The organism is Pseudomonas sp. P5_A12 (assembly GCF_056400685.1).
Map to the genome: position 1 here is coordinate 13618 of NZ_JBFUKU010000008.1, position 26140 is coordinate 39757.

General features: G+C 57.4%; 25 protein-coding genes. 14 read left to right on the forward strand and 11 right to left on the reverse strand.

All coding sequences use genetic code 11. The annotated features are described in order from the left end of the window. Positions 1-47: 47 nt before the first annotated feature. The 3 genes from AC1DSG_RS02310 to AC1DSG_RS02320 all read left to right on the forward strand — a co-directional run bounded on the left by AC1DSG_RS02310 (position 48) and on the right by AC1DSG_RS02320 (position 4326). Positions 48-2786 carry a winged helix-turn-helix domain-containing protein gene (locus AC1DSG_RS02310; RefSeq protein WP_477789405.1) on the forward strand — a complete coding sequence of 913 codons (2739 nt, stop codon included), beginning with the start codon at positions 48-50 and terminating at the stop codon, positions 2784-2786. Between the two features lie 84 nt (positions 2787-2870). Next, positions 2871-3512: an MBL fold metallo-hydrolase gene (locus AC1DSG_RS02315; RefSeq protein WP_477789406.1), complete on the forward strand. Its 642-nt coding sequence runs from the start codon at positions 2871-2873 to the stop codon at positions 3510-3512. Between the two features lie 115 nt (positions 3513-3627). After that, positions 3628-4326, forward strand: coding sequence for a YiaD family glycine zipper/OmpA-like lipoprotein (locus tag AC1DSG_RS02320; protein ID WP_477789407.1), 699 nt, complete (start codon positions 3628-3630; stop codon positions 4324-4326). A gap of 201 nt (positions 4327-4527) precedes the next feature. On the opposite strand, the gene AC1DSG_RS02325 is transcribed toward AC1DSG_RS02320, so the two are convergent. Continuing rightward, entirely contained in the window at positions 4528-4962 is a 435-nt protein-coding gene (locus AC1DSG_RS02325; RefSeq protein ID WP_477789408.1) for a Z-ring associated ZapG family protein, read from the reverse strand. A 144-nt stretch (positions 4963-5106) separates the two neighbouring features. On the opposite strand from AC1DSG_RS02325, the gene AC1DSG_RS02330 reads away from it, so the two are divergent. The 3 genes from AC1DSG_RS02330 (at position 5107) to zapE (ending at position 8302) form a co-directional block, all read left to right on the forward strand. Beyond that, positions 5107-5736, forward strand: a complete 630-nt coding sequence (locus tag AC1DSG_RS02330) for an alpha/beta hydrolase (RefSeq protein WP_477789437.1) — start codon at positions 5107-5109, stop codon at positions 5734-5736. A gap of 24 nt (positions 5737-5760) precedes the next feature. Beyond that, entirely contained in the window at positions 5761-7116 is a 1356-nt protein-coding gene (locus tag AC1DSG_RS02335; RefSeq protein WP_477789409.1) for a tryptophan--tRNA ligase, read from the forward strand. Between the two features lie 91 nt (positions 7117-7207). After that, a complete protein-coding gene (gene zapE / locus AC1DSG_RS02340; RefSeq protein ID WP_477789410.1) occupies positions 7208-8302 on the forward strand; it encodes a cell division protein ZapE in 1095 nt (364 codons plus the stop codon). A 137-nt stretch (positions 8303-8439) separates the two neighbouring features. Here the strand turns inward: zapE and AC1DSG_RS02345 are convergent, their stop codons facing one another. The 5 genes from AC1DSG_RS02345 to AC1DSG_RS02365 form a co-directional block, all read right to left on the reverse strand. Continuing rightward, the gene (locus AC1DSG_RS02345) at positions 8440-9420 is read right to left on the reverse strand and encodes an asparaginase (RefSeq protein WP_477789411.1); all 981 of its coding nucleotides are present in this window, start codon (positions 9418-9420) and stop codon (positions 8440-8442) included. 78 nt (positions 9421-9498) lie between these two features. Next, positions 9499-10707 carry a hypothetical protein gene (locus tag AC1DSG_RS02350; RefSeq protein ID WP_477789412.1) on the reverse strand — a complete coding sequence of 403 codons (1209 nt, stop codon included), beginning with the start codon at positions 10705-10707 and terminating at the stop codon, positions 9499-9501. 16 nt (positions 10708-10723) lie between these two features. Beyond that, the gene (locus tag AC1DSG_RS02355) at positions 10724-11611 is read right to left on the reverse strand and encodes a nitrilase family protein (RefSeq protein WP_477789413.1); all 888 of its coding nucleotides are present in this window, start codon (positions 11609-11611) and stop codon (positions 10724-10726) included. 194 nt (positions 11612-11805) lie between these two features. Then, positions 11806-13749 carry a flavin monoamine oxidase family protein gene (locus tag AC1DSG_RS02360; RefSeq protein ID WP_477789414.1) on the reverse strand — a complete coding sequence of 648 codons (1944 nt, stop codon included), beginning with the start codon at positions 13747-13749 and terminating at the stop codon, positions 11806-11808. A 243-nt stretch (positions 13750-13992) separates the two neighbouring features. Continuing rightward, complete coding sequence (locus AC1DSG_RS02365) at positions 13993-14889, reverse strand: GlxA family transcriptional regulator (RefSeq protein ID WP_477789438.1); 897 nt, start codon at positions 14887-14889, stop codon at positions 13993-13995. 243 nt (positions 14890-15132) lie between these two features. On the opposite strand from AC1DSG_RS02365, the gene AC1DSG_RS02370 reads away from it, so the two are divergent. Beyond that, entirely contained in the window at positions 15133-16269 is a 1137-nt protein-coding gene (locus AC1DSG_RS02370) for an acyl-CoA dehydrogenase family protein (protein WP_477789415.1), read from the forward strand. 106 nt (positions 16270-16375) lie between these two features. Here the strand turns inward: AC1DSG_RS02370 and AC1DSG_RS02375 are convergent, their stop codons facing one another. Next, on the reverse strand, positions 16376-17416 hold the full coding sequence (locus AC1DSG_RS02375; RefSeq protein WP_477789416.1) for an NADP(H)-dependent aldo-keto reductase: 1041 nt from the start codon (positions 17414-17416) through the stop codon (positions 16376-16378). A gap of 245 nt (positions 17417-17661) precedes the next feature. Between AC1DSG_RS02375 and rplM the strand changes: the two genes are divergently transcribed. The 7 genes from rplM (at position 17662) to AC1DSG_RS02410 (ending at position 22550) form a co-directional block, all read left to right on the forward strand. Further along, positions 17662-18090 (forward strand): 50S ribosomal protein L13, encoded by a 429-nt coding sequence (rplM, locus tag AC1DSG_RS02380; protein WP_007905295.1) that lies wholly within the window; start codon positions 17662-17664, stop codon positions 18088-18090. 14 nt (positions 18091-18104) lie between these two features. After that, positions 18105-18497: a 30S ribosomal protein S9 gene (gene rpsI, locus AC1DSG_RS02385; RefSeq protein WP_002555064.1), complete on the forward strand. Its 393-nt coding sequence runs from the start codon at positions 18105-18107 to the stop codon at positions 18495-18497. A 268-nt stretch (positions 18498-18765) separates the two neighbouring features. Continuing rightward, complete coding sequence (gene petA / locus AC1DSG_RS02390; protein ID WP_140668505.1) at positions 18766-19359, forward strand: ubiquinol-cytochrome c reductase iron-sulfur subunit; 594 nt, start codon at positions 18766-18768, stop codon at positions 19357-19359. Next, positions 19359-20570, forward strand: coding sequence for a cytochrome b (locus AC1DSG_RS02395; RefSeq protein WP_477789417.1), 1212 nt, complete (start codon positions 19359-19361; stop codon positions 20568-20570). The genes petA and AC1DSG_RS02395 overlap by 1 nt, the downstream gene beginning before the upstream one ends. Further along, on the forward strand, positions 20570-21352 hold the full coding sequence (locus AC1DSG_RS02400; RefSeq protein ID WP_477789418.1) for a cytochrome c1: 783 nt from the start codon (positions 20570-20572) through the stop codon (positions 21350-21352). Before AC1DSG_RS02395 ends, AC1DSG_RS02400 begins: the two co-directional genes overlap by 1 nt. 150 nt (positions 21353-21502) lie before the next feature. Next, positions 21503-22120, forward strand: coding sequence for a glutathione S-transferase N-terminal domain-containing protein (locus tag AC1DSG_RS02405; RefSeq protein ID WP_477789419.1), 618 nt, complete (start codon positions 21503-21505; stop codon positions 22118-22120). Positions 22121-22136: 16 nt separating this feature from the next. Continuing rightward, positions 22137-22550: a ClpXP protease specificity-enhancing factor gene (locus AC1DSG_RS02410; RefSeq protein WP_477789420.1), complete on the forward strand. Its 414-nt coding sequence runs from the start codon at positions 22137-22139 to the stop codon at positions 22548-22550. A 51-nt stretch (positions 22551-22601) separates the two neighbouring features. Here AC1DSG_RS02410 and AC1DSG_RS02415 read toward each other — a convergent pair whose 3' ends face one another. From AC1DSG_RS02415 to AC1DSG_RS02430, 4 genes are all read right to left on the reverse strand, one after another. Then, complete coding sequence (locus tag AC1DSG_RS02415; protein WP_477789421.1) at positions 22602-23180, reverse strand: BON domain-containing protein; 579 nt, start codon at positions 23178-23180, stop codon at positions 22602-22604. Continuing rightward, positions 23177-23770 carry a phosphoheptose isomerase gene (locus AC1DSG_RS02420; RefSeq protein WP_223515311.1) on the reverse strand — a complete coding sequence of 198 codons (594 nt, stop codon included), beginning with the start codon at positions 23768-23770 and terminating at the stop codon, positions 23177-23179. The genes AC1DSG_RS02415 and AC1DSG_RS02420 overlap by 4 nt, the downstream gene beginning before the upstream one ends. 104 nt (positions 23771-23874) lie before the next feature. Next, positions 23875-24237, reverse strand: coding sequence for a YraN family protein (locus AC1DSG_RS02425; RefSeq protein ID WP_019582357.1), 363 nt, complete (start codon positions 24235-24237; stop codon positions 23875-23877). Further along, a complete protein-coding gene (locus AC1DSG_RS02430; RefSeq protein WP_477789422.1) occupies positions 24237-26048 on the reverse strand; it encodes a penicillin-binding protein activator in 1812 nt (603 codons plus the stop codon). Before AC1DSG_RS02430 ends, AC1DSG_RS02425 begins: the two co-directional genes overlap by 1 nt. Between the last annotated feature and the right edge of the window lie 92 nt (positions 26049-26140).

Below are 26140 nucleotides of genomic sequence, written 5' to 3' on the forward strand. Positions count from 1 at the left end.
GCGGACATCTGCAACGCCGCCATCCGCAATTCAAACAAGAGCCGGCCATGACTGATCTGTCCCCACTCCCGGGCCCTGCAAGCGTTTCCATCGCGGCATTGGACGGGCGCTTTTTTCGGCCCCCGCTGCCCGACGGCCATGTGCTGCGGCCTCGTCTGTGCGAGCGCCTGAGTGCCGGCCTCGGTGGCAGGCTGTTGCTGGTCAGCGCACCTGCCGGGTTCGGCAAGAGCTCATTGGCGGTGGAGTTCTGTCAGGGGCTGCCGGCCCATTGGCAAAGTCTGTGGTTGGGGTTGAGTTCTCGAGACAGTGATCCGGGGCGTTTCCTTGAGCGGTTGCTCGAAGGTCTCCAGGACTATTTTCCGACACTGGGCAGTCAGGCACTGGGATTGCTGAAAATGCGCCAGCGTCATCAACCGTTCGCCTTTGAAGAATGGCTGGACGGGTTGCTGGACGAGCTGGCCATCTACCTGTCGCCGAGTACGCCTTTGCTATTGGTGCTTGATGACTATCATCTTGCACAAGGCCCGGTCCTCGATCGTTGCCTGCAATTTTTCCTCAATCATTTGCCCGATGGCTTGCTGGTCATGGTCACCAGTCGCCAGCGCCCGGACTGGCATCTGGCACGTCTGCGCTTGTCGCGCCAACTGCTCGAACTGCATGAGCAGGACCTTCGACTGACTCATGATGAAGCCCTCACGTTGCTGGATCGCCACAGCAGTTCCTTGCATGGCGAGGCGCTGGAAAATCTGATTCAGCGCAGTGAAGGCTGGGTCGCGGGTCTGCGATTCTGGTTGCTGGCGGCCTCCGAGGCCGGCAATGACGGTGCGTTGCCACAGTCGCTGCACGGTGGGGAAGGGCTGATCCGCGATTACTTGCTGGAAGAAGTCATCGATTGCCTGCCGGCCGAAGTGCAGCAATTTCTTTACGACACGGCGCCTCAGGAGCGTTTTTGCAGCGAGCTCTGCGACGCGGTTCGTGACGCCCATGACAGTGCCGAAATACTGCGTTTCCTTCAGGCACACCAGGTATTCCTGGTGCCGCTGGACGAGCACGGCCACTGGTATCGCTATCACCATCTGTTTTCCGATTTGCTACGCACTCGGCCCACCGCTCACACGATAGTGCCGGCCGCCAGCCTGCATTTGCGTGCCTGTCGCTGGTTCAATGCACAGGGGTTGCTCGACGAAGCGGTGGAGCAGGCATTGCGTGCCGGGCATCTGGACGTTGCGGCGAACCTGGTGCAAAACCTCTCGGAAGAACAATTGCTGGCCGAGCAGAACGCCGGCATGTTGCTGCGCTGGAAAATGGACTTGCCCGACAGCTTGCTGATCAGCACACCCAGGCTGATCGTGCTCTACAGCTGGGCGCTGGGGATGGCCTGTCAACTGGATGCGGCGGAGGAATTGGCAGCCCACTTGAGCCGCTTCCTGCCGGCCCCTTCGGCCACCGCGCAGAAGTCGATGCTCGCGCAATGGCTGGCCCTGAGGGGCATCATCGCCCGGGGGCGTGGTAACCGCGAGCAGACGCTTCTCTATTGCACTGAAGCGCTGCAGAGCCTGCCGGCCAAACGTTACGGGCAACGTCYGATGTGCCTCTCGACCCTGTCCAACCTGGCCATCGCCGACGGCGACTTGTGGCGTGCGCGCAGTTTGAACCGTGAGTCGCTGGAATTGGCGCAGCGAGTTGGTAATCCATTGTTTGAAGCACTGGCCCATTACGACCGCGCCCGGGTATTGCAGGCACGCGGGGAAATCCTGCGCTCGTTGCAAGAGGTTCGTCAGGGGTTGCAACGCCTGCAAGGGTTATCCGCGCAACGACTTTACGCCATACGCGCTCGCCTGACGTTGTATGAGGGGCTCTTGCTGGCCTTGCGTCTGCAACCACAAGCTGCGCGGGCACGTTTGCAAACCGGTTTGAGTGAGGCTCGGGCCTGTCGCGATATCAGCGTATTGATCGGCCATTGCGTGATCGCCAGGCTTGAGGGTAACAGCGGCGAGTTCGCCAACGCCTTCGCAGAACTGGCCGAAGCCGAGCGCCTGATGCACATCTGGGACGTGCCCCCCATTTACTATCTGGCGATGATTACCATGGTCAAATGCGAGCTCTGGCTGGCCCAGGGCCGCACCGACCTGGCCGAAGCCTGGCTTTCCCGCTTGGGGCAGACCTATAACGGCGAACACCCGGCAGCACCGCCGGAATTCCATCCACAGCTGCCGTTGCATATCGAATTGCAACAAGCCTTGCTGGAGGTCATTCAGGGGCAGCCAATGCTGGCCGAAGGCCGATTGAATACGCTGTTTGAACATGGGCAGCAAACGGGGCGGCAGATGCTCAGTGCCATGGCGCTGACTCAGAAAGTGGCCTTGTTACTCGTCAGTGGCCGCGAGCCCGAAGCCCGCAAGGTGCTGGCACAGGCATTGGAAGCGTCGACCGGCGGCGCCTTGCAACCGTTCGACGGGTTGCTGGCTGAACATCCGGACTGGTTACGCGGGCAACTGCAACTGGTTGCTCCGACGGCTGTTTCGCAGAGTCTCGTAGAACAACTGCCGGTCCTGATCACTCGCCCGGTATTGGAGCCGTGTTCGGGGGCAGAGCAGCTCAGCGCGCGTGAACTGGCGGTCCTGCAACTGATAGCCCAAGGTTGCTCGAACCAGCAAATCAGCGATCAACTGTTCATTTCGTTGCACACGGTCAAGACCCACGCCAGCCACATCAACAGCAAGCTCGGGGTTGAGCGGCGCACGCAGGCGGTGGCACGGGCGAAAGAATTGGGAATGCTGAGATAGTATTTTCAAGATTGGCCTGGCGCTGAAAAGCTTGCTGCAGTTTTGTGCCAGAATTGCCCATCTCTGATATTCGAGCTTGTCCCGATGACCCAGCAACCCAGCCTTATTCGCGAAACTTTCCCCGTCGGCCCTTTGCAGTGCAACTGCACCATCATCGGCGACCCGATCAGCAAAAAAGCGATCGTGGTCGATCCGGGCGGCAATCATGAATTGATTCTGGCGCGCCTCGATGCCCTGGGCTTGAAGGTGGTCAGTATCATTCATACCCATGCGCACCTGGATCACTTCCTGGCCTCCGGCCGGTTGAAGGAGAAAACCGGCGCTACCCTGCACCTGCACAAAGAGGATCAGTTCCTCTGGGACAATCTGGAGATGCAATGCCAGATGTTCGGTGTGCCTTACACGCCCGTGCCACCGCCGGATCGCTGGTTGGCCGATGACGAAGAACTGGCCTGCGGTTGCGGGGTGGCGTTGCACACGCCGGGTCATACACCGGGTTCCATGAGCTTCTGGTTTTCAGAGGCCAAGCTGCTGATTGCCGGTGACACGTTGTTTCGACGTGGAGTAGGGCGCACGGATTTGTGGGGCGGCGATCAGGCGACCATCGTGCGGTCGATCAAGCAGCGGCTGTATACGCTCGACGAAGAGGCGACCGTGGTCACCGGGCATGGTCCGGACACGCGTTTGGGCGATGAAATGCGCGAGAACCCGTTTGTGYGGGCTTGATTTGTAACACGTTTTTAACGTGGGGAATTTTTGACTTGTGCGATGATCCAACCCCCGCGAAGGTCCAATGCTGAAGTCCGTTGCAYCACCGAATGCAAAATAGTAGGAGCTCTTAATGTTCACCACGCGTCGCTTGATAATTGTCGCTACCGCAGTCGCCTTGCTGTCTGGCTGTGCCGCACCTGGCCCTTACGATAACCAGGACCAAGCTAATGGCGGCTCTCAAGGTATGAGCAAAACCGCTAAATATGGCGGTCTCGGTGCTTTGGCCGGTGCTGTGGCGGGTGCCGCCATTAACCATGATAACCGTGGCAAAGGCGCGCTGATCGGCGCAGCAGTCGTGGGTGCTTCTGCCGCTGGTTACGGCTACTACGCCGACCAGCAAGAGAAGAAATTGCGTGCCAGCATGGCCAACACCGGCGTTGAAGTGCAGCGCCAGGGCGATCAGATCAAACTGATCATGCCAGGCAACATCACGTTCGCTACCGATTCGGCGAACATCGCTTCAGGCTTCTATCAGCCGTTGAACAACCTGGCGGGCTCGCTCAAGGAGTTCAACCAGAACCAGATCGAAATCGTTGGTTACACCGACAGCACCGGCAGCCGCCAGCACAACATGGACCTGTCCCAGCGTCGTGCGCAGAGCGTGGCGACGTACCTGACTTCGCAAGGTGTGAGCGGTGCCAACCTCTCGGCTCGCGGTGCCGGCCCGGATAGCCCGATTGCCAGCAACGCTGATGCCAATGGTCGGGCACAGAACCGTCGAGTTGAAGTCAACTTGAAAGCGATCCCCGGTCAGCAGTATCCTCAGTAATAACAGTTTTACCTTTACCAACCTGACTGAACCCCAGGCGTAAAAAAAGAGCCCGCCCGATCCTTAACAGATCGGGCGGGCTTTTTTGTGTCTGTGGGAGAGAGACCGGCTTGCCGGCGATAGGGCCAGAACTGACATAACAATAAAAAAGCCCCCGGACAATCACTCATCCGAGGGCTTTTTGTACTGCGCGAAACCTGATTACTTCTTCAGGCCGTAATGCTCGTCCAGCATGCCCGGCGCGTTCGGGGTCTTGGGGGCGTAGTCGCGAGGAGGCTCCTGATTGCGCGGTGGCGTCAGGCGTTCGCGTGGGGCCACTGTCGCATCGGCGTGCAGGGAGGYCAGCAAGCGTTGGCGCGTCTGCTCGTCCAGGGCCAGACGGTTGGCACCCTCGGCGAGGTGATCCTGCACTTCCTGATAGCTCTGAGTCAGTTTTTTGACCAGGTTTGCAGTGCTGTTGAAGTGGGTGACCACCTCGTTCTGATAACTGTCGAAACGTTCCTGAATGTCATCCAACTGACGTTGCGTGCTGCTGGGCGCGGCGTTCGGCACCAGGCGAGCGATCAGGAATCCAATGGCGACACCCACAACCAGGGCAAGAGTCGGTAACAACCAAACTAAGAGCGAGTGTTCCACGAGTCCTTCCTCTATAAACGGCTTTGCTTTACGTTAACGGCTCGAACCTGCGCTGTATACCGCGATTCACTCGCAATAGATTGGCACAGACAATTTGCTAGACGAGTCGACCCGATTAGAGGTCACGGAGTTCCTTACTTGCTTATGCGCGAAACCCCTGTAGTGATTGATGGCCCGGTCGGCCATTTGGAAGCTTTGTATCTGGATAATGAGCAGCCCCACGGTATTGCGCTCATCTGCCATCCGAACCCGGTGCAGGGCGGCACCATGCTCAACAAAGTCGTCTCGACCCTGCAGCGCACTGCGCGCGACGCCGGTTTGATTACCCTGCGGTTCAACTACCGTGGCGTCGGTGCCAGTGAAGGCTCGCACGACATGGGCACCGGTGAAGTCGACGATGCTCAAGCCGTCGCCGAATGGCTGCGGGCCAAACACCCGGACCTGCCACTGACCCTGTTGGGTTTCTCCTTCGGCGGTTTTGTTGCAGCAAGTCTCGGCGGACGCCTGGAAGCCAAGGGCGAACAACTGAAACATTTGTTCATGGTCGCACCGGCGGTCATGCGCCTGGGCGATCAGGAGCAACTGTCACAGCAGGGCGAGTTGACCCTGATCCAGCCGGAAACCGACGAAGTGATCAATCCGCAGTTGGTTTACGACTGGTCCGAAAAACTCGAGCGCCCCCATGAGCTGCTGAAAGTGGCAGAATGCGGACACTTTTTTCATGGCAAGCTGACCGATCTCAAGGATCTGATCCTGCCGCGTCTTTCGAATTGATTGCAGTCTGACAAGCGATAACCCATGACGACTCGTACCCGTATCCTCACCGGCATCACCACCACCGGCACGCCACACCTGGGCAACTACGCCGGCGCCATCCGCCCGGCGATCGTCGCCAGCCGTGACAGCAATGCCGATTCGTTCTACTTCCTGGCCGACTACCACGCCCTGATCAAATGCGATGACCCGCTGCGCATTCAGCGCTCGCGTCTGGAAATCGCCGCGACCTGGCTGGCCGGTGGCCTGGACGTGGATCGCGTGACGTTCTACCGCCAGTCCGACATCCCGGAAATCCCCGAGCTCACCTGGCTGCTGACCTGCGTCGCCGCCAAGGGGCTGCTCAATCGCGCACACGCCTACAAGGCCTCGGTGGACAAGAACGTCGAGACCGGCGAAGATCCGGATGCCGGCATCACCATGGGCTTGTACAGCTACCCGGTGTTGATGGCCGCAGACATTCTGATGTTCAACGCGCACAAGGTGCCGGTCGGTCGCGACCAGATCCAGCACGTGGAAATGGCCCGCGACATCGGTCAGCGCTTCAACCACTTGTTTGGTCAGGGCAAAGAGTTCTTCACCATGCCTGAGGCATTGATCGAAGAAAGCGTTGCCACGCTGCCAGGCCTTGACGGTCGCAAGATGTCGAAGAGCTACGACAACACCATCCCGTTGTTCAGCAGCGCCAAAGAGATGAAAGACGCGATTTCGCGGATCGTCACCGATTCGCGCGCGCCGGGCGAAGCCAAGGACCCGGACAATTCGCACCTGTTCACACTGTTTCAAGCGTTCGCTACGCCGGCGCAATCCGACGAGTTCCGCAGCGAGTTGTTGCAGGGCCTGGGCTGGGGTGAGGCGAAGAATCGCCTGTTCCAATTGCTGGACAGCGAGTTGGGCGAATCCCGCGAGCGTTATTACCAGCTGATCGAACGTCCGGCCGACCTGGAAGACATGCTGCAAATCGGCGCCAAAAAAGCCCGTGCCGTAGCGACGCCGTTCTTGAACGAACTGCGTGAAGCGGTCGGCCTGCGTTCTTTCGTGGCGCAGACTCAAGTCGCCGCCACCACCAAGAAAAAAGCCGCGAAAGCAGCACGTTTCGTCAGCTTCCGTGAAGACGACGGCAGCTTCCGCTTCCGTCTGCTGGCGGCCGATGGCGAGCAACTGCTGCTGTCGCGTAACTTCGCCGACGGCAAAACCGCCGGGCAAGTGACCAAACAACTGCAAGCGGGCCAGCCTCTGGACGTGCGCAGTGAAGACCTGAGCTTCAATGTCTGGCTCGAAGGCGAGTGTGTCGCAGACAGTCCGGCATTCGCCGACAGCGCGGCTCGCGACGTCGCCATAGACGCCCTGCGCGTTGCGCTGACGCCGGTTCAGGAATAAATCAGCGGCTCGGCCCGACCAAGGGCTGATTGCCATTCCCCGGGGCCGTCGCTACAGTGACGGCCCGTTTTTGTTGCCTTGCTAACGAATTATGACGCCCCTAGAACGATATCAAGCTGATCTGAAGCGCCCGGAATTTTTCCATGATGCTGCGCAGGAAACTGCTGTGCGCCATTTGCAGCGCCTGTACGACGATCTGGTCGCGGCCTCGCAGAACAAGCCGGGCCTGCTCGGCAAACTGTTTGGCAAGAAAGAGCAGGCGCCGGTCAAGGGCCTGTACTTCTGGGGTGGCGTGGGTCGCGGCAAGACTTACCTGGTCGACACCTTCTTCGAAGCACTGCCGTTCAAGGAAAAGACCCGAACTCACTTCCACCGCTTCATGAAGCGCGTGCACGAAGAAATGAAAACCCTCGGCGGCGAGAAAAACCCGCTGACCATCATCGCCAAGCGTTTCTCTGACGAGTCGCGAGTGATTTGCTTCGATGAGTTCTTCGTCTCCGACATCACCGATGCCATGATCCTCGGCACGCTGATGGAAGAGCTGTTCAAGAATGGCGTGACCCTGGTAGCGACCTCGAACATCGTGCCGGACGGTCTGTACAAGGACGGCCTGCAACGCGCGCGCTTCCTGCCGGCCATCGCGCTGATCAAGCAGAACACCGACATCGTCAACGTCGACAGTGGCGTCGATTACCGCCTGCGTCATCTTGAGCAAGCGGAGCTGTTCCACTTTCCGCTGGACGCCGCCGCTCAGGACAGCTTGCGAAAGAGCTTCCGTGCGCTGACGCCGGAATGCACGGCCGCGGTCGAGAACGACGTGCTGATGATCGAGAATCGCGCAATCCGCGCCGTACGCACGTGCGATGACGTGGCCTGGTTCGACTTCCGCGAACTGTGCGATGGCCCGCGTAGCCAGAACGATTACATCGAACTGGGCAAGATCTTCCACGCCGTGTTGCTCAGCGATGTCGAGCAGATGAGCGTCACCACAGACGACATCGCCCGTCGCTTTATCAACATGGTCGACGAGTTTTACGACCGTAACGTCAAACTGATCATTTCTGCCGAAGTTGAGCTCAAAGACCTCTACACCGGCGGCCGCCTGAACTTCGAGTTCCAGCGCACGCTCAGCCGTCTTCTGGAAATGCAATCTCACGAATTCCTGGCGCGGGCGCATAAGCCATAAGCCATAAGCCATAAGCGTTTCAAAAAAGTCGAACGTTTCGGATGTCTAGTCCTGGAGCAGGTGTAAACCTTATTCAGGACGCGACAGACAAATAAAAAAGGCCTGCAAATGCGGGCCTTTTTTTATGCGTATATTTGTCAGTTTTGAACGAGAAAACCCGCCAGCTCATCTTGTCGCTGGCAGCCGACGAGCAGCCACAGCAGGATTCTGGCTTTGCGTGGACAGAGAAATCCAGCCATCGATGCGCCTTTACTGATCAGGTCCATCTCGCTGCCAATAAATCCGTAGGTTGATTGAGCCGTGGAGCCGGAACCTGTTCGGGTGGCAACGATGACAGGGATTTTTCTGGCGATGGTTTCAATTACATCTGCCCAGCTTGCGCCAACGTGTCCTGCACCGAAACCCGCAATCACCAGCCCGTCGTAACCCAGTTCGAGGATGTTCTCGATTAACAGGGTATCGGCGCAAAGCGACGCTTCCAGCAGGGCAATCTTCTGTGTGGACAGCTGTGGCAGCGGCAAGACCCTGCGCCGGACTGGCAGGCGCAGAAAGTTGACGGTGTTTTCCATTACCATGCCGGCAGGACCAACGATGGGGGAAGAAAACGCCTGCAATGCCAATGAATCGGTTTTGCGGACGGCGTTCGCTGAATGAATCTGTCCGTTCATCACTACGTGAACGCCTCGTTGACGGCTGCTTTCAGCCAGTGCAACCCTGCAAGCATCCAGCAGATTTGCCGGACCATCGGCCCCTGCCTGGGCTGCCGAACGCATGGCGCCGGTCAGGACCAACGGCTCATCGTGATCCCACAAATAGTCGAAAAATGTGGCTGTTTCTTCGAGGGTGTCCGTGCCTTGAGTGATGACAATACCCACCGCACCTTGCCTGATTTGAACATTCGCCCAGGAAAGGGCACTCAGCAAAAAGTCGAAATCCAGTGAGGCACTGGGCAACAGTCCGAGCGTTTCTACGGTGACTCTTGCCAAGGTCGCCAACTCTGGCACCGAGGCCAGCAGGGTTTCGCCGCTGACGGTCGGGATTACCCCTTCGCCAGCGTTCCTGGCTTGCATGCTCAAGGTGCCGCCGAGCGCTGCAATGGCCAGTTTGGGCAGGTCCATGTGATACCTCATTAGCTTGTGATGAGAGGTGGCTGTACCCGGACTTGAGTCCGTGATACAGCCCGGTCGCAACGTTCGTCAGCTGGCTACCAGCAGTCCAATAAACGGAATGATCAGCAACGTGCTGATAGCCATCGCCAGTACATTGCCGATGAAACTGTGCATGTAGGCCGGCAACCGCTTGGCAATCGCGCATGCCAATGGTGGTGCAATCAATGCCCCCAGCAGGGCGCTTGAGGCGATGACCTGCCAGCTACCGCCGTACGTCAGAACGGCCGCTGGTACGACTGACACCAACGGTACGTAGGTGGGATACCAGCCGCGCAATATCCATTGCTGACGCCAGATCACTACTCCTAACGCCGAGGTCAACGCTTGCGCGGCGATCAGTTGGGGCAGCAAGCCAGTGCCATACACCGGGCTGGTGGGGTTCAAGGTGTAAGCCATCAAGGCGCCCGCTATCAAACCGAGACTGGCCCATTCATTGCCAAAGAACGGCGCTTCCGAAAAGTCGGCCAACACCCGGCGCAGGCTCCACACGACACCATAATCGGGCGTTTTGGTAATTGCGGGTACGGGCACAGGGGGGGACGGTTTCTTGGGTGGGTCGGACTTCACCAGGTTCGGCAGGTAATGACAGAGCAGAAAAGCACCGACGCTGGCGAACGCCATGCCCGTGACATTGCCAATCACCGCCGGCAATCCGAGGGGGAGGCAGACGTAATTGACGATCAACAAGCACATCGGAGTGACGAACACGGCGCCCATGATTGCGCCATTGATTGTGACCTTCCAGCCGCCGCCAAACATTAGCACCATCGCCGCCGGCAACGAAACAAAGGCGGCAAACGTGGGTTGCCAACTGGTGGCCGTGACCGTCCAGCCCCACAGAAGGTTGCTCAACAACAGGCCCAGCAACGAGCTGGTGACGAGCCACGGCCATAATCCGCTGCCGTAGCAAATGGTAAAACCTTGCCAGGCTTTTCCCGTTCGATTCGCCCAGTAAGCAAGGTAGGCGCCTGCAAGCAACCCGATCGAAGCGAACTCATGTTTGTAGAACGCCACCTCGCTGATGTCTCCCAAGATCCAACGCAGCCAGGCACTGGGCTCCGGGAGGCTCGACACCATGTGACTGTAGTCTGGCCAATGGGCTGACCAGGATGTCCGGTAGGTGAATGAGAGCCAGATGATCAACAGAGTCGTGCTGAGCATCAGCCAGATGATCGCCATATCCAGCCGCGACCTGGCGGCAAGCCGGTTTTGCGGTTTTTCGTTTGTGGATTCCATCAGTCATTCCCCCTTATCAGCGCGGCAGACAAGGGTGCTGGGTGTAACCGAGCATTTGATCGTAGAGATCGGTTCGACGATCGCGATGCAAATCGTTCAGGTTGTTCCAGATGGGCGCGCTGCGCGAACTGGTCAGGTCGATGTCGGCAAACAGGATTTCCTGCTTGTCCGCTGAGGCCACCTGGCCAATCGGCCAGCCGTTGGTGCCCGCGATTAGCGAGCAGCCCAGGTAACGTGCACCTCGCTCTTCGCCGATCCGGCTCGCCGCTGCAATAAACACATTGTTGACGTGAGCCGCCGTCATTGTCAGGTACGACGCCATGCACTTGCCGGCGTCATCGAACAGGGGCGGCGGGGTCCAGACCCAATTGTTCAGGCTGCAAATAATGTCGGCGCCTTGCTGGCTCAAAATGCGTGGTACCTCCGGGAACCAGATATCCCAGCAGATCAACAACCCTATGCGACCGATTGGGGTGTCGAAAACCGGAAAGCCCAGATCGCCCGGCGTGAACCACAATTTTTCCAGATTCCATAAATGTACTTTTCGGTACTTGCCGATGAAGCCGTCAGGCCCAACAAGAACGCCGGTGTTGAACAGCTGCATACCGTCGCGCTCCGTCAAACCGGCGACCAGATAAACCTTGTGCTGGCGGGCAAAGTCCATCCAGCTCTGCACGCTCGGACCGCTGGGAACAGCCTCCGAATGCTCGAACGCATCCTGCCGGGTTTTGAAGAAGTAACCTGTGCTTGAAAGCTCGGGCAGGACGATGAGATTCGCACCGTCATTTGCCGCTTCCAGCGCTAATTCCAGGCTGTTACGCAGATTTGCTTCGCGATTTTGCATTCCGACTTGTGGGTCGAATTGCACGACTGCTACACGAACAGGGCTTGTTGGCTCGCTCATTTCGATGACCTCTTATTATTGTTATTCACGCTGTTTAATTGCGTGCTCATAAGAGTCGAATCGGCGAAAACGTGTAAGTCAGCTACTTCCGTTTGGGGTGTAGTCCGTTTCCCAAGATGACTGCGCGGGGCACTTGGTTTGTGGGGAGAGGCAGAGCCAATGCACGCCGTGCATGGCTCCGGAGGGGGGAGTGATCAGGTTCCGGCGTTATAGTGCGGGTAGTCACTCATGGAAAAACCGCCATGAAAGGACGCTGCGGTTTTGTTGCAAATATGGATGACCGCATCGATAGCGCCCCGAAAGCACGGCTCGGTCCAGCCAGCATCGACTGAAAATGACTCCCCGGAAAAATAAAGACCTGAGACATGCGCGAAGTCCCGGTTGTAGTTCATCAGGCTGATGGCGTCGTAGTAAGTGCCGGGTCGATATAATTTTGCACAGCCCAATGCGTTTTTATCGGTCATCCAGCGTTGAACCACGGCTTTATCAAGGGCAATGTAGGGAGAGATTTTCTCCTGGATATTGGCGGAATTCATGAGGATCCGGTCCAACTCTTTGGCGCACTTGTGCACCAATTCCTTGTCGGTGAATGAGGCCAGTTTGGTGGCGTCATCTTCCCATGTGTAACTTAAAAGGATGCAGTCGTAATTATAGTTATCGTTGTAACGATAGGTGTAGACGTCGTGAATGAAACTGTCAGTGACGATGGCTTGCGGGATTTTACTGTTTTTTGAAAGAAAGGATTTTTTTAACGGTGCGAAGACTTTACAACTGGTTTCCCAGTGCGCGGTTTTATAGGCATTGATCGTCTCGAACGGCAGCATCTGGGGTGTGAAGTTCTCAAGCTTGATGCGAGTTTCTATCAGCCAGGAGGGAAGGGTCATGATGACCGAATCAAAGTCATCGAAGTGCTCCTGGATTTGCTCGGGTTGGCTGTGTTTCCAGTTGTAGTAGACACGAGTTTTCTGGTTGGTCAGTTTTTTGRGTTTTGTAACGGATGAGTCCATGAGCAAACCATTGTTTCTTTCCCGGCAGTGTTCGTAGAAGGACTTTCCGGTTTCGTCGGTTTTCATGAACAGCAGGCATTCGTCCAGTGCTGCGAGTCCAATGTAGCGGGGCCTGTCGAAACTCAGCCCCATCGAGTCAAAAACGGCTTCGTTGTTCAGACAGGGTGAATCCAGCGGAACGCCAATTGAGTCGACCCGACCATGGATCAGTTGTAGCTGGCTGCTGAATCCAAAAATGGCAGTGCGCAGGGGATAAAGGGAGCAGACATCGTAAAAGGCACCCCAACTACCGTCGCCGATGCCAATGGCATAGAAGATCGCGGACTCCTGCGCGGACATTCCCATTCCGCCAAAGTCCCCCGGTGAGCGTTCATCCCAAGCTTGCAGGGTGGGCATGCTGACCAGATCGCGAAACGAAACGCTCTCGTATTTTTCGACGATTGCAGCCCACATGACTTCCCATGCCTGACTGGCGTAAACCTCTGCAACGTGCCGGGTCATGCGATCGGCAAAGGCCTTCCACTTTGCATAAACCTTTTGCAGTTCTTCACCGGGAGGTGGTGTCTGGCCATCCTCATTTTTCCAGATCAGCATCTGCGGAGTCGGTCCGCCGCCCATGCTGCCCTCTCGCAGATAGATCCCGGTCGAAGTGACCCACTGGCTTCCGGGATTGGCAAAATCTGAAAACGCCAGGTCGAACGCCTTGGCGTAGTAAGCCATCAGTGACCGGCCCTCTGTCGGTGGCTCGTCCGCCCGATTAAAGAAGGGCATGCGCATGGCCCCCATTTCAAACGGTGTATGACTCTTCGAAGAGTTCGGGCTTCCAGGGATGGTCAGGTGTCTGCCGCCTATGCGCATGGATTGTTCTATGAGGGTGATTTGGGTAAAACCGCAGCGATACAGTTCTCTGGCGGCCGTCAGTCCGGTTACGCCGGCGCCAATAATGCAAATTTTATGGTGCGGGTCAGTTGCCTTGGCGATGCCGTTTTCCTGTTCAACCAATGTTCGATAGTCGAAGCACAAATCGGGTGGGTTTGGAAAGCGAGTCGCCCATTTGTTTTCAGTCGAACGCTTTGCCCGAACGGCCTTGGCGGCGAATGACGGGTAGTTGTAGCTTGATCCGATAGTCACTGTTGATCTTCCCTGATGTGATTGGCAGGGAAAGATTTTGGCGTTTTTCGTGGGCAGTGTATGTGAGCAGAATGGAGTTCTGCGCTGCTCTGTATTCCCGATTTGGTGTGGGAAAAAGATAATCAAAAGCCGCTGATACTTGTAGGCGCGGGCTTGCTAGCGACTGCATCGACACGGTGCAACAGGCGTCCGTGTCATCGTTTATCGCCAGCAAGCGGTGCTCCTTCTGGAGGCGCGTTTCCCTTAAGCTGCTTGCTGAAACTGCTGTCGATACTGGTTTGGCGATAGCTCGGTGTGTTGACGGAACAGCCGCGCAAAGAAACTCGCATCGTCGTAACCGACCTCATAACTGATGGTCTTGATGCTCTTGCGGCTGCCGGACAGCAGGCCCTTGGCGGTTTCGATGCGCAGTCGTTGCAAGTAATGCAGCGGCTTGTCGCCAGTGGCGGTCTGGAAGCGGCGCATGAAGTTGCGGATGCTCATGCCGTGTTCGCGGGCCACGTCTTCGAAGCGGAATTTGTCGGCGAAATGCTCTTCGAGCCAGTGCTGGATCTGCAGGATGATCACATCCTGGTGCAGTTTCTGGCCGCCAAAACCAATGCGACCCGGGGAATAGCTGCGCTGTACTTCGTAGAGGATATCCCGCGCCACGGCTTGCGAAACATTGGCGCCGCAGAAACGCTCGATCAGGTAGACGTAAAGGTCGCAGGCCGACGTCGTGCCGCCTGCGCAATACAGGTTGTCGGCGTCGGTCAGGTGTTTGTCCTGTTTGAGGTGAACCTGTGGGAAGCGCTCAGCGAAGGCGTTGAAGAAACGCCAGTAAGTGGTCGCTTCCTTGCCATCGAGCAGGCCCGCCTCTGCGAGCCAGAACACCCCGGTCGCTTCGCCACACAACACCGCGCCGCGGGCATGTTGATCGCGCAACCATGGCAGGACCTGTGGATAACGTTTGCAGAGCGTGTCGAAGTCATCCCAGAAGGCCGGGAGGATGATGATGTCGGTGTTTTCCAGGCCACCGTCTACGGGAATGACGACATCGCTGAAGCTATTCACCGGTTTGCCATCGGGACTGACCAGTCGAATTTCGAACGACGGTGTCAGGCCTTGGCCCAGTTGTTTGCCATGGCGCAGGCTGGCCATATGAAAAAAATCTTTGGCTTGCAGGAGGGTGGACGCGAAAACCCGGTCAATCGCCAGGATGCTGACGCGCCGCAGGGGCGTGGAGACTTGCTTAGACATAATTCAACTTTATTTTTATAGGAGAAAGTGGTCATCAAACGGCTGGATCGTCTTATTTTTTGTCTGATGTGTCCAGTGTCCTGTGTCGAATGCGGGGCTTAGTCTCTGAAGATCAACTCCTCTAACAATAACGACAGGTGCCGCATGATCCCCAGAACCTTGTTCAGCTCCGAGCACGAACTTTTCCGCGACAGCGTGCGAACGTTCCTCGAAAAAGAGGCGGTGCCGTTCCATGGGCAATGGGAAAAACAAGGCTATATCGACCGCAAACTCTGGAACAAGGCGGGGGAGGCGGGGATGCTGTGTTCGCATCTGCCGGAGGAATACGGCGGGCTGGGGGCGGACTTTTTGTACAGCGCGGTAGTGATCGAAGAGGTCGGGCGCCTAGGGCTCACCGGGATCGGTTTTTCCCTGCATTCGGACATCGTGGCGCCGTATATCCTGCATTACGGCAGTGAAACGCTTAAGCACAAGTACTTGCCGAAACTGGTGTCCGGCGAAATGGTCACGGCGATCGCCATGACCGAGCCGGGGGCGGGCTCCGATTTGCAAGGGGTGAAGACCACTGCGGTATTGGATGGCGACGAGTATGTCATCAACGGTTCGAAGACCTTCATCACCAACGGCTTTCTGGCTGACCTGGTGATTGTCGTCGCCAAGACCGATCCAAAGGCCGGCGCCAAGGGCACCAGCCTGTTTCTGGTGGAAGCCGGTACGCCGGGTTTCGACAAGGGCCAGCGTCTGGAAAAGGTTGGAATGAAGGCGCAGGACACTTCGGAGCTGTTCTTCCAGGACGTTCGCGTTCCCAAGGAAAACCTCCTGGGGCAGGCCKGGATGGGCTTCGCTTACCTGATGCAGGAATTGCCGCAAGAGCGGCTCACCGTGGCCATTGGTGGGCTTGCGTCGGCGGAAGCGGCGTTGCAATGGACGCTGGACTACACCCGCGAGCGCAAGGCGTTTGGCAAGGCGATTGCTGACTTCCAGAACACCCGTTTCAAACTGGCGGAGATGGCGACCGAGATCCAGATCGGCCGGGTTTTCGTCGATCGCTGCCTGGAACTGCACCTGCAAGGCAAGCTGGATGTGCCGACGGCGGCGATGGCCAAGTATTGGGGCACGGACCTCCAATGCAAAGTGCTCGACGAATGCGTGCAGTTGCATGGCGGCTACGGCTTTATGTGGGAATACCCGATTGCCCGGGCGTGGGCGGATGCGCGGGTGCAACGGATTTATGCCGGCACCAACGAAATCATGAAGGAGATTATTGCGCGGTCGCTTTGATGCAGTGGTGAGCTTGAGACCGCTATCGCGGGCAAGCCACGCTCCCACAGGAGATCATCTAACCCTGTGGGAGCGTGGCTTGCCCGCGATTGGGTTTATGAGTCCATCAAGGTGCAGGGTTCGGGTGATCCTTGTGAATCGCCTCAATCCCTTCCAGCACTTCGTCCGAAAGTTTCAGCTCGAAGCTGGCAATGTTGCTGTCCAGTTGCTCAAGCGTCGTTGCGCCAATGATGTTGCTGGTGACGAACGGCTGCTGATTCACGAATGCCAACGCCATCTGCGCCGGGTCCAGGCCGTGTTCACGGGCCAGTGCCACGTAACGGCTGCACGCGGCTTCCGATTGTGGATTGAAATAGCGGCTGAAGCGGCTGTAGAGGCTCAGGCGGCCTTTCGGCGGGCGCGCGCCACCTTCGTACTTGCCTGACAGGAAGCCGAACGCCAGCGGCGAGTAAGCGAGCAAGCCGCATTGTTCACGAATGGCAATCTCTGCCAGGCCGACCTCGAAGCTGCGGTTGAGCAGGTTGTACGGGTTCTGGATCGACACTGCGCGCGGCCAGCCCCGAGCTTCGGCCAGGGCGAGGAAGCGCATGGTGCCCCATGGCGTTTCATTGGACAGGCCGATGTGGCGGATCTTGCCGGCCTTGACCTGTTCGTCCAGTGCTTCGAGGGTGTCTTCCAGCGGCGTGAGGTTGGCTTCGCTCTTGTGCTTGTAGCCCAGTTGGCCGAAGAAATTGGTGCTGCGCTCCGGCCAATGCAATTGGTAAAGGTCGATGTAATCGGTTTGCAGGCGTTTGAGGCTGGCGTCCACGGCTTCAGTGATGTGCTGGCGGTTGTGGCGCAGGTTTTTGTCGCGGATGTAGTCGATGGTGTTACCGGGGCCGGCGATCTTGCTGGCGAGGATCCAGTCGGCGCGATCGCCGCGACTTTTGAAGTAATTGCCGATGTAGCGCTCGGTCGTGGCGTAGGTATCGGCCTTGGGCGGCACCGGGTACATCTCGGCGGTATCGATGAAATTGATCCCGGCACCTTTGGCTCGTTCAATCTGGGCGAAGGCTTCTGCTTCGCTGTTTTGCTCGCCCCACGTCATGGTTCCGAGGCAGATAGCGCTCACGTTCAGATCGGTTCGGCCTAGCTGTCGATAATCCATCAGGTGCTCCTTGGGCAAAACAATCATAAAAGCAGGTTGAAATATTTTTCGCAATCTGCATAATTGCGCACCTCTTTCTGCAGTGGAAGTGATGCGCCGCCGCCGAAGAATCTTGCCGTTGAACGGACGCGCCGACCCGAGCCCCCGAAAGCGTCTGTATCCGGCTGCCTTTGACTTGTCAAAGTACGCACTATTCAGTAAGATCCGCCGTCTAATTTACAGGGCGGCCCCTGAGGCTATAAAGAATGAAAACTTTTACTGCTAAACCGGAAACAGTACAGCGCGACTGGTTTGTCGTCGACGCTGCAGGTCAGACCCTGGGTCGTCTGGCCACCGAAATCGCGAGCCGTCTGCGTGGCAAGCATAAAGCTGAGTACACTCCTCACGTTGACACCGGCGATTACATCGTCGTTATCAATGCCGAGCAGATTCGTGTAACCGGTGCTAAAACCACCGACAAAATCTACTACTCCCACTCCGGTTTCCCGGGCGGCATCAAGTCGATCAACTTTGAAAAGCTGATCGCCAAAGCCCCTGAGCGCGTGATCGAGACCGCGGTCAAAGGCATGCTGCCTAAGAACCCGCTGGGTCGCGACATGTATCGTAAGCTGAAAGTCTATGCGGGCGCTGTACACCCTCATACTGCTCAGCAGCCCCAAGAACTGAAGTTTTAACGGAATAGTTCATTATGTCGGCGACTCAAAATTACGGCACTGGCCGTCGCAAGACCGCAACCGCACGCGTTTTCCTGCGTCCGGGTACTGGTAACATCTCCATCAACAACCGTTCGCTGGATAATTTCTTCGGCCGCGAAACTGCCCGCATGGTAGTTCGTCAGCCGCTGGAATTGACTGAGACTGTCGAGAAGTTCGACATCTACGTCACCGTGATCGGCGGTGGTGTAAGTGGTCAAGCTGGCGCAATCCGCCACGGTATCACTCGCGCACTGATGCAGTACGACGAAACCCTGCGTGGCGCTCTGCGCAAAGCTGGCTTCGTTACTCGCGATGCTCGTGAAGTTGAACGTAAGAAAGTCGGTCTGCGTAAAGCGCGTAAGCGTCCGCAGTACTCGAAGCGTTAATTCGCTTTCACGTTCAAAAAAGAACGCCCAGTTTCCTCACGGAGCTGGGCGTTTTTTTATGTGTGCGATTTATCAAAGAATTGCGCTGTGACAACTTGCCACATCCGTAGAGCCCCTATACTACAAGGCTTGGCAGTGGAGCCCTTCGGTAATTACCTTGTCAGAATTGGGGCTTTTCATTACCATTCGGCAAAATTTTTATAAGTACATAGATTTACTTAGTAGATGCCTGATTTAACAGGCCACAAAGCTGATGGGAGAGGACTGAATGAGCAATGACGGCGTGAATACAGGCCGGCGTCGCTTCTTGGTAGCAGCCACATCCGTGGTGGGTGCTGCAGGAGCGGTGGGGGCTGCGGTCCCGTTCGTGGGGTCATGGTTTCCCAGTGCCAAGGCGAAAGCCGCAGGTGCACCGGTGAAAGTGAATGTCAGCAAAATCGAGCCAGGCCAGCAGATGATTGCTGAGTGGCGCGGCCAGCCGGTATTCATTGTCCGCCGTACTCCGGAAATCCTGGGGAATCTGAAAAAGATCGAAGGCGATCTCGCCGATCCTGATTCCAAGCAATCGACGCAACCGGCCTATGTCAACCCAGAAACACGTTCGATCAAGCCAGAAATTCTGTTGCTGATCGGCATTTGCACGCACTTGGGTTGTTCGCCTACTTTCCGTCCGGAAGTGGCACCTGCGGATCTTGGTCCGAAATGGGTAGGTGGATATTTCTGCCCATGCCACGGCTCCCATTACGATCTGGCTGGCCGCGTCTACAAGTCGCAACCTGCGCCTTTGAACCTGCCAGTTCCCCCGCATTCCTATGAGACCGACGAGATCATTGTAATCGGCGTCGATACGGAGAAAGCGTGATGAGCAAGTTCATGGATTGGGTTGATGCGCGCTTTCCCGCGACCAAAATGTGGGAAGACCATCTCAGCAAGTACTACGCCCCGAAGAACTTCAACTTCTTCTATTTCTTTGGCTCCCTGGCGCTGCTCGTTCTGGTTAACCAGATCGTCACCGGTGTCTGGCTGACCATGAGCTACACCCCGTCGGCGGAAGAGGCGTTTGCTTCCGTCGAATACATCATGCGCGACGTCGAGTACGGCTCGATCCTGCGTCTGCTGCACTCCACTGGCGCTTCGGCGTTCTTCATCGTGGTTTATCTGCACATGTTCCGTGGCTTGCTCTACGGTTCGTACCAGAAGCCGCGTGAGTTGGTGTGGGTCTTCGGCATGCTGATCTACCTGGCGCTGATGGCTGAAGCCTTCATGGGGTACCTGCTGCCGTGGGGCCAGATGTCCTACTGGGGCGCCCAGGTGATCATCTCGCTGTTCGGTGCAATTCCGGTCATCGGTAACGACCTGACCCAGTGGATCCGTGGTGACTACCTGATTTCCGGTATTACCCTGAACCGCTTCTTCGCCTTGCACGTTGTTGCCTTGCCGATCGTGATCCTTGGTCTGGTGGTGCTGCACGTTCTGGCGTTGCACGAAGTCGGTTCGAACAACCCGGACGGCGTCGACATCAAGAAATACAAAGACGAAAACGGCGTACCGCTGGACGGCATTGCCTTCCACCCGTACTACACCGTGAAAGATATCGTCGGCGTGGTGGTATTCCTGTTCATCTTCTGCTCGATCGTGTTCTTCTTCCCGGAAATGGGTGGTTACTTCCTCGAGAAGCCGAACTTCGAAGTGGCGAACGCCTTCAAGACTCCAGAGCACATCGCTCCGGTCTGGTACTTCACGCCGTTCTACGCGATTCTGCGGGCGGTTCCGGACAAGCTCCTGGGCGTTATCGCCATGGGTGCAGCCATCGCCGTGCTGTTCGTCCTGCCGTGGCTGGACCGTAGCCCGGTCAAGTCGATGCGCTACAAAGGCTGGCTGAGCAAGATCTGGCTGTGGGTGTTCTGCATCTCGTTCGTGATCCTGGGTGTGCTGGGCGTGTTGGCCCCAACGCCAGAGCGGACGCTGCTGTCGCAGGTGTGTACGTTCCTGTACTTCGCCTACTTCATTCTGATGCCGTTCTACACCAGGCTTGAGAAGACCAAACCGGTTCCGGAAAGGGTGACTGGCTGATGAAAAAGCTATTTGCTGTATTGATTCTTGCTGCTATGCCTATGCTGTCCTTCGGGGCTGAACACGGTGGTCCTGAGTTGGAAAAAGTCGACATCGACGTTTCCGACAAGGCGGCCTTGCAGGATGGCGCGCGTACATTTGCCAACTACTGCATGGGTTGCCACAGCGCCAAGTTTCAGCGCTATGAGCGTGTTGCCGATGATATTGGCGTTCCCCATGATCTGATGCTCTCGAAGCTGGTGTTCACCGGCGCCAAGATTGGCGACCACATGAGCATCGGCATGCAGCCGGCAGACGCCAAGGCCTGGTTCGGCGCGGCTCCGCCCGATCTGACGCTGGTGGCTCGTGTTCGGGGTACTGACTGGCTCTACGGCTACCTGAAGTCCTTTTATGAAGACCCGTCGCGTCCATGGGGTGTGAACAACAAGGTCTTCCCGAACGTCGGTATGCCTAACGTCATGGCTGCCCTGCAAGGTCGTCAGGTAGTGGGCTGCAAACAGGTTCAGATCGTCGAAGGCGGCAAGAAGCAATATGATCCTCTGACCGGTACCGCGCTGACTCATGAAGCGTGCGATCAGTTGACCATCGTGCCGAAAAGCGGTGCCCTGACCGAAGAGCAGTTCGATGAGAAGGTCAAGAATCTGGTAACCTTCCTGGCTTACTCGGCTAACCCGGTTAAGCTGCAACATCAGCGCATCGGTACATACGTCTTGCTGTACCTGGCGTTCTTCTTCGTATTCGCTTATTTGCTCAAGCGCGAATACTGGAAAGATGTGCACTGATAAAGCTTCAAGCAATTGCTGTTAATCGCGCGCGCCCAAGGGCGCCTCTGAAGGTGTAACGAGCCTGGTGATCCAGGCGTTACGGGAGGCGCCCTCTGGGCGCGCTCGTTTTTCCGCTTCCGATAATTTCAACAAGCGAGGAGGACCGCCATGGGCGTGACCAATCGGTTGGCCTGTTACTCCGACCCCGCCGACCACTATTCCCACCGAGTGCGTATCGTACTTGCAGAGAAGGGTGTCAGCGCCGAGATCATTTACGTGGAAGCTGGTCGTCAGCCGCCTAAACTGATTGAGGTGAACCCTTACGGAAGCCTGCCCACCCTGGTCGATCGTGACCTGGCGTTGTGGGAGTCGACCGTGGTGATGGAGTATCTGGATGAGCGTTACCCGCACCCGCCCTTACTGCCGGTTTATCMAGTGGCGCGTGCCAACAGCCGTCTGCTGATTCATCGAATTCAGCGTGACTGGTGTGGCCTGGTGGATCTGATCCTGGATTCACGGACCAAGGAAGCTGCCCGCGTCGTCGCTCGTAAAGAACTGCGCGAAAGCCTGACTGGCGTGTCGCCGTTATTCGCCGACAAGCCGTTTTTCCTCAGCGAGGAACAAAGTCTGGTGGATTGCTGCCTATTACCAATACTGTGGCGCTTGCCGATTTTGGGTATTGAACTGCCGCGGCCTGCCAAGCCGCTGCTTGATTATATGGAGCGCTCGTTTGCGCGTGAGGCTTTCCAGGCAAGTCTGTCTGGTGTCGAACGCGATATGCGCTAAGGCTTAAGGAGCCGCTATGAACTCCAGTCGACCTTATTTGGTCCGCGCGCTCTACGAGTGGATTGTGGACAACGATTGCACCCCGCACATGCTGGTCAATTCCGAGTATCCGTCGGTGCAGGTGCCTCAGGGTTTTGCCAGTGACGGACAAATTGTCTTGAACGTGTCGCCGCAAGCCGTGCGTCATCTGCACATGGATAACGAGGCGGTCAGTTTCGAAGGGCGTTTCGGTGGCGTGCCGCACACCTTGTACGTGCCTATCGCCTCGATCCTGGGGATTTACGCCCGGGAGAATGGCCAGGGCATGGTGTTCGATCTGGAATTGCCTATGGAAGACGAGGAAGAGATCGAGCCGGATGATGATATTCCGCCACCTGACAGCGAACCTCCGCGTCCCAGCGGTCGACCCAGTTTGAAAGTGGTGAAGTAATAAAAAAGGCGATCCGGATGGATCGCCTTTTTTATGTCTGCGGTTTGGGTATCAGTCGATGTACTCAAACAGCTTCACAATCTTCTGTACGCCGGAAACGCTCTGTACCAGGTTGGTAGCCTGAGCGGCTTCCTGTTTGGTCACCAGGCCCAGCAAGTAGACGATGCCATTTTCGGTCACAACCTTGATGCGTGAGCCAGGAATGTAGGCGTCGGTGAGCATCTGGGTCTTGATCTTGGTGGTCAGCCAGGTGTCGTTCTGGCGCGCCAGCAACGAGGAGGGCGGCAGGATCTGCAATTCGTTGTGGACTGTTTTTACCCGTTGAACAGAGGCAGCAGCTTGTTCTGCTTTAGCCTTGAGGTCTGCGCGAGGCGTCTGTCCGGCGAGCAGTACCACGCCATTGAAGCTGGTGACGACGATGTGCGAATCCTTGTCCAGTGCCGGATCGGCCTTGGCCACGTTTACGCCGACTTTGGTATCGATCAGGGAATCGTCGATCTTGCTGCCAAAGGTGCGCGTGCCACGGTCATCTTCAATCGGCGCTTCACGGCTGGCGTTAACCACCGAAGTGCAGCCGCTGATGCCAAGGCACAGGGTCAAGGCCAATAGGCCTAGGCGATTAGGGGTCATTCTTCACTCCCGAACAATTGGCTGTCGATCAAATCGCAAAGGCAATGGATCGCCAGCAGGTGGACTTCCTGAATACGTGCGGTGACATTGGCCGGTACGCGAATCTCGACGTCCTCGGGCAAAAGCAGTGACGCCATGCCGCCGCCATCGCGACCGGTCATTGCTACGACAACCATTTCGCGATCATGTGCGGCCTGGATCGCCTGAATTATGTTTGCCGAGTTACCGCTGGTGGAAATCGCCAGCAATACATCGCCCGGTTGGCCAAGGGCGCGGATCTGTTTGGAGAAAATTTCGTTGTAGCTGTAGTCGTTGGCAATCGAGGTGATGGTCGAGCTGTCAGTGGTCAGCGCGATGGCGGGCAGGCTCGGGCGTTCACGTTCGAAGCGGTTGAGCAGCTCCGACGAAAAGTGCTGGGCATCGCCGGCGGAACCGCCGTTGCCACAGGAAAGCATTTTGCCCTCATTGAGCAGGGCGTTGACCATCACTTGGCTGGCTTGCTCGATGTGCGGTGCAAGTACGTCCATCGCCATTTGCTTGGTGTCGATACTGGCCTGAAAAAGCTGGCGAATTCGGGATTGCATGTCCATCTGTGTGACCTTAATTRGCGCGGCTWSKTGGCACRTRAATGTGCAGCCCGCAAWGCAAAGAGCAAAAGTGTTGGGTGAAGGTGTCCGGTTCGGGGTGCAAGCGATCAGCTGTCGAAGGCATTCTGCAACCAGTTCAACTGATCAAGGTTGCTGTCGATGGCAACCACGTCGAAGCGGCAAGGGGAATTGGCCCAACGCGACTCGCGCTGAAGAAAATACTGCGCAGCGAAAATCAGTTTCTGCCGTTTGCGCTCATCGATGCTATCGAGCGCGCCACCCCATTGGGTGTTTTTTCTGTAGCGGACTTCAACGAATACTACTGTATCGCCATCAAGCATGACCAGATCAAGCTCGCCGCGTTTACACAACCAGTTCTGCGCCAACAGGCGCAGACCTTGTTGTTGAAGATGCTCGAGCGCATGGCGCTCGGCGTCTTTACCGCTTTGCTGGCGTGACCTGTCAGGCATCAGTTCGGGGTGCCCGGCAGGCGTTGAACCTGGCCATTGACGAATTGAGCCCACGGCAGCTGACGCACGACGCGTTGGTTCTGAGTCAGACTCAGGCTGCCCGACTGACCTTCGAGGCGGCTGTCCGGCAAGGCTTTGAGTTGCCCCAGGCGTGGCGCCAGGCGATAGGCATCGACGCCCATGGCGTACAGGCGACCGAGGCTGCCGGCGGCTTGTGGCCATTGAGCCGTAACCTGCCTGCGCAGTGGATCATTGGCGTCCAGCAACCACGGGGTTTCGCAGAAGCGAATGCCGTTCATGTCGTTGTACTGATTCACGTCGCCGCTGGCGCTGTACACGTGGGAGGTGGCGTAAACCGGCACGTCACCTGCGTATTGGAAGTTCAGGGTCGGTTTGATCTGTTGAGCCTGTTGCGGAGTGGCGGCCAGGAAGATGAATTCAATGTCCTGGCTGCGCGAGGGCTGGGCGGCAACTTGCGAGCCGACGGTGCTTTGCAGGCTTTTCGCGCGGCCTTCGCTCTGTCGCAGCTGGAACATGTCAGCAATCTGCTGGGCCAGTTGAACCGGTTGGTCTACGCGTTCGGTGGCAACAATGGTGCCGCCGTTGGCTTGCCAGTCCTGGCTGAATGCGCGGAGTACACGATCGCCCCATTCGCCTTTCGGCACCATGATCGCGGCGCGATGCAGGCCATCGGCGCGAGCGCGGCGAGACACTTCGCGGGCTTCGTCTTCAGCAGCCAGACCAAACTGGAACAGTTGGGGCGGGCCTTGTTCACCTTCGCTGTAGTTCAGCGCCAGGGTGGTGATCGGCAATTGCGGGCGAGCGCTGAGCTGTTTAACCAGTGGTTTTTCCAGCGGGCCGACCACCAGTTGCACGCCATCAGCCTGGGCCTTGCGGTAGAACTCGTCCACCGATGTCAGCTTGGAACTGTCATAAAACTCGATGGCGGGTGGCTTCTGTCCGGTTTGTTGGGCCTGGTAGTAAGCAGCCATGAAGCCTTCGCGCAATGCTTTGCCGACCGATGCCAACTGGCCTTCTTGTGGCAGCAGCAGGGCGATCTTGCTCAGGGGTTGGCTGGCCAGCTCCTTGAGGTTGGTCAGTGCCAGCGGCAGTTGAACGGCGGCCGGATGTTTAGGGTTTTGGGCGCGCCAGTTATCGATTGCGGCTTGCTGTTGCTCCAGTGTCCCGGCCGTTTTCACCGCCAGCGCCAGACCCATCCAGCCGCCGAGGTCGTCGGAGGTGGTGGGCTGCAGTTGCTCGACGGGCAATGAGGCGATCAGGGTCCAGATCGCATCGTGGTTTTTGCTGGCCGCTTCACCGCTCAGCATGGGCGCGATGAAAATACGCACCCGTGCGGCGGCCAGCGTCTGGCCATCCGCTTCAAGTGCGCGGGCGTGAACAGTGCCGGTGCGCACCTGTTGCTCAGCTGGCAATTCACCCAGGCGTTGCAGGCTCGGATGGCTCAAGGCCGTCAGTGCCGCTTTGGGCTGGTTGCGTACCATCGCCAGCTCTGCCGCCAGCGTACTGGCGAAGACTTGTGGGCCTGGCTTGAGTTGCTCGACCGGAACCTGCTGCAGGATTTGCGCGGACTGGCCGGCATTCCCTTGGCGGTAGGCTACGTCTGCGGCGCTCAGGCGCAACAGGGCAGCTTCCTCCGGATCTTTGCTTTGATTGGCCTGCCCGAGCAGTTGCTCGACGCTGGCATTCGGGGTCCGTGGAACTTCGCCAAGGCTGGAGGAGGGCGAGCTGGCGCAAGCCGCCAGCAAGGCAGCGAGGCAGAGGGCAGTAAACAGCCGCAGGCAAGCGATCATGTAGTGTTCCTGTTACTCGATCAAATTAGCGTGGAATTGTACCCAAGCACTGGCCGGGGCGCGATGTTACTGGCGTGAATCGATCAATTTAG

Excerpts from the sequence above, each read along its gene's own strand:
- AC1DSG_RS02320 (WP_477789407.1), top strand. The coding sequence starts at position 3,628 with ATGTTCACCACGCGTCGCTTGATAATTGTCGCTACCGCAGTCGCCTTG.
- AC1DSG_RS02330 (WP_477789437.1), top strand. The coding sequence starts at position 5,107 with ATGCGCGAAACCCCTGTAGTGATTGATGGCCCGGTCGGCCATTTGGAA.
- AC1DSG_RS02335 (WP_477789409.1), top strand. The coding sequence starts at position 5,761 with ATGACGACTCGTACCCGTATCCTCACCGGCATCACCACCACCGGCACG.
- zapE (WP_477789410.1), top strand. The coding sequence starts at position 7,208 with ATGACGCCCCTAGAACGATATCAAGCTGATCTGAAGCGCCCGGAATTT.
- AC1DSG_RS02345 (WP_477789411.1), bottom strand. The coding sequence starts at position 9,420 with ATGGACCTGCCCAAACTGGCCATTGCAGCGCTCGGCGGCACCTTGAGC.
- AC1DSG_RS02350 (WP_477789412.1), bottom strand. The coding sequence starts at position 10,707 with ATGGAATCCACAAACGAAAAACCGCAAAACCGGCTTGCCGCCAGGTCG.
- AC1DSG_RS02355 (WP_477789413.1), bottom strand. The coding sequence starts at position 11,611 with ATGAGCGAGCCAACAAGCCCTGTTCGTGTAGCAGTCGTGCAATTCGAC.
- AC1DSG_RS02365 (WP_477789438.1), bottom strand. The coding sequence starts at position 14,889 with ATGGCCAGCCTGCGCCATGGCAAACAACTGGGCCAAGGCCTGACACCG.
- AC1DSG_RS02375 (WP_477789416.1), bottom strand. The coding sequence starts at position 17,416 with ATGGATTATCGACAGCTAGGCCGAACCGATCTGAACGTGAGCGCTATC.
- rplM (WP_007905295.1), top strand. The coding sequence starts at position 17,662 with ATGAAAACTTTTACTGCTAAACCGGAAACAGTACAGCGCGACTGGTTT.
- rpsI (WP_002555064.1), top strand. The coding sequence starts at position 18,105 with ATGTCGGCGACTCAAAATTACGGCACTGGCCGTCGCAAGACCGCAACC.
- petA (WP_140668505.1), top strand. The coding sequence starts at position 18,766 with ATGAGCAATGACGGCGTGAATACAGGCCGGCGTCGCTTCTTGGTAGCA.
- AC1DSG_RS02395 (WP_477789417.1), top strand. The coding sequence starts at position 19,359 with ATGAGCAAGTTCATGGATTGGGTTGATGCGCGCTTTCCCGCGACCAAA.
- AC1DSG_RS02400 (WP_477789418.1), top strand. The coding sequence starts at position 20,570 with ATGAAAAAGCTATTTGCTGTATTGATTCTTGCTGCTATGCCTATGCTG.
- AC1DSG_RS02410 (WP_477789420.1), top strand. The coding sequence starts at position 22,137 with ATGAACTCCAGTCGACCTTATTTGGTCCGCGCGCTCTACGAGTGGATT.
- AC1DSG_RS02415 (WP_477789421.1), bottom strand. The coding sequence starts at position 23,180 with ATGACCCCTAATCGCCTAGGCCTATTGGCCTTGACCCTGTGCCTTGGC.
- AC1DSG_RS02420 (WP_223515311.1), bottom strand. The coding sequence starts at position 23,770 with ATGGACATGCAATCCCGAATTCGCCAGCTTTTTCAGGCCAGTATCGAC.
- AC1DSG_RS02425 (WP_019582357.1), bottom strand. The coding sequence starts at position 24,237 with ATGCCTGACAGGTCACGCCAGCAAAGCGGTAAAGACGCCGAGCGCCAT.
- AC1DSG_RS02430 (WP_477789422.1), bottom strand. The coding sequence starts at position 26,048 with ATGATCGCTTGCCTGCGGCTGTTTACTGCCCTCTGCCTCGCTGCCTTG.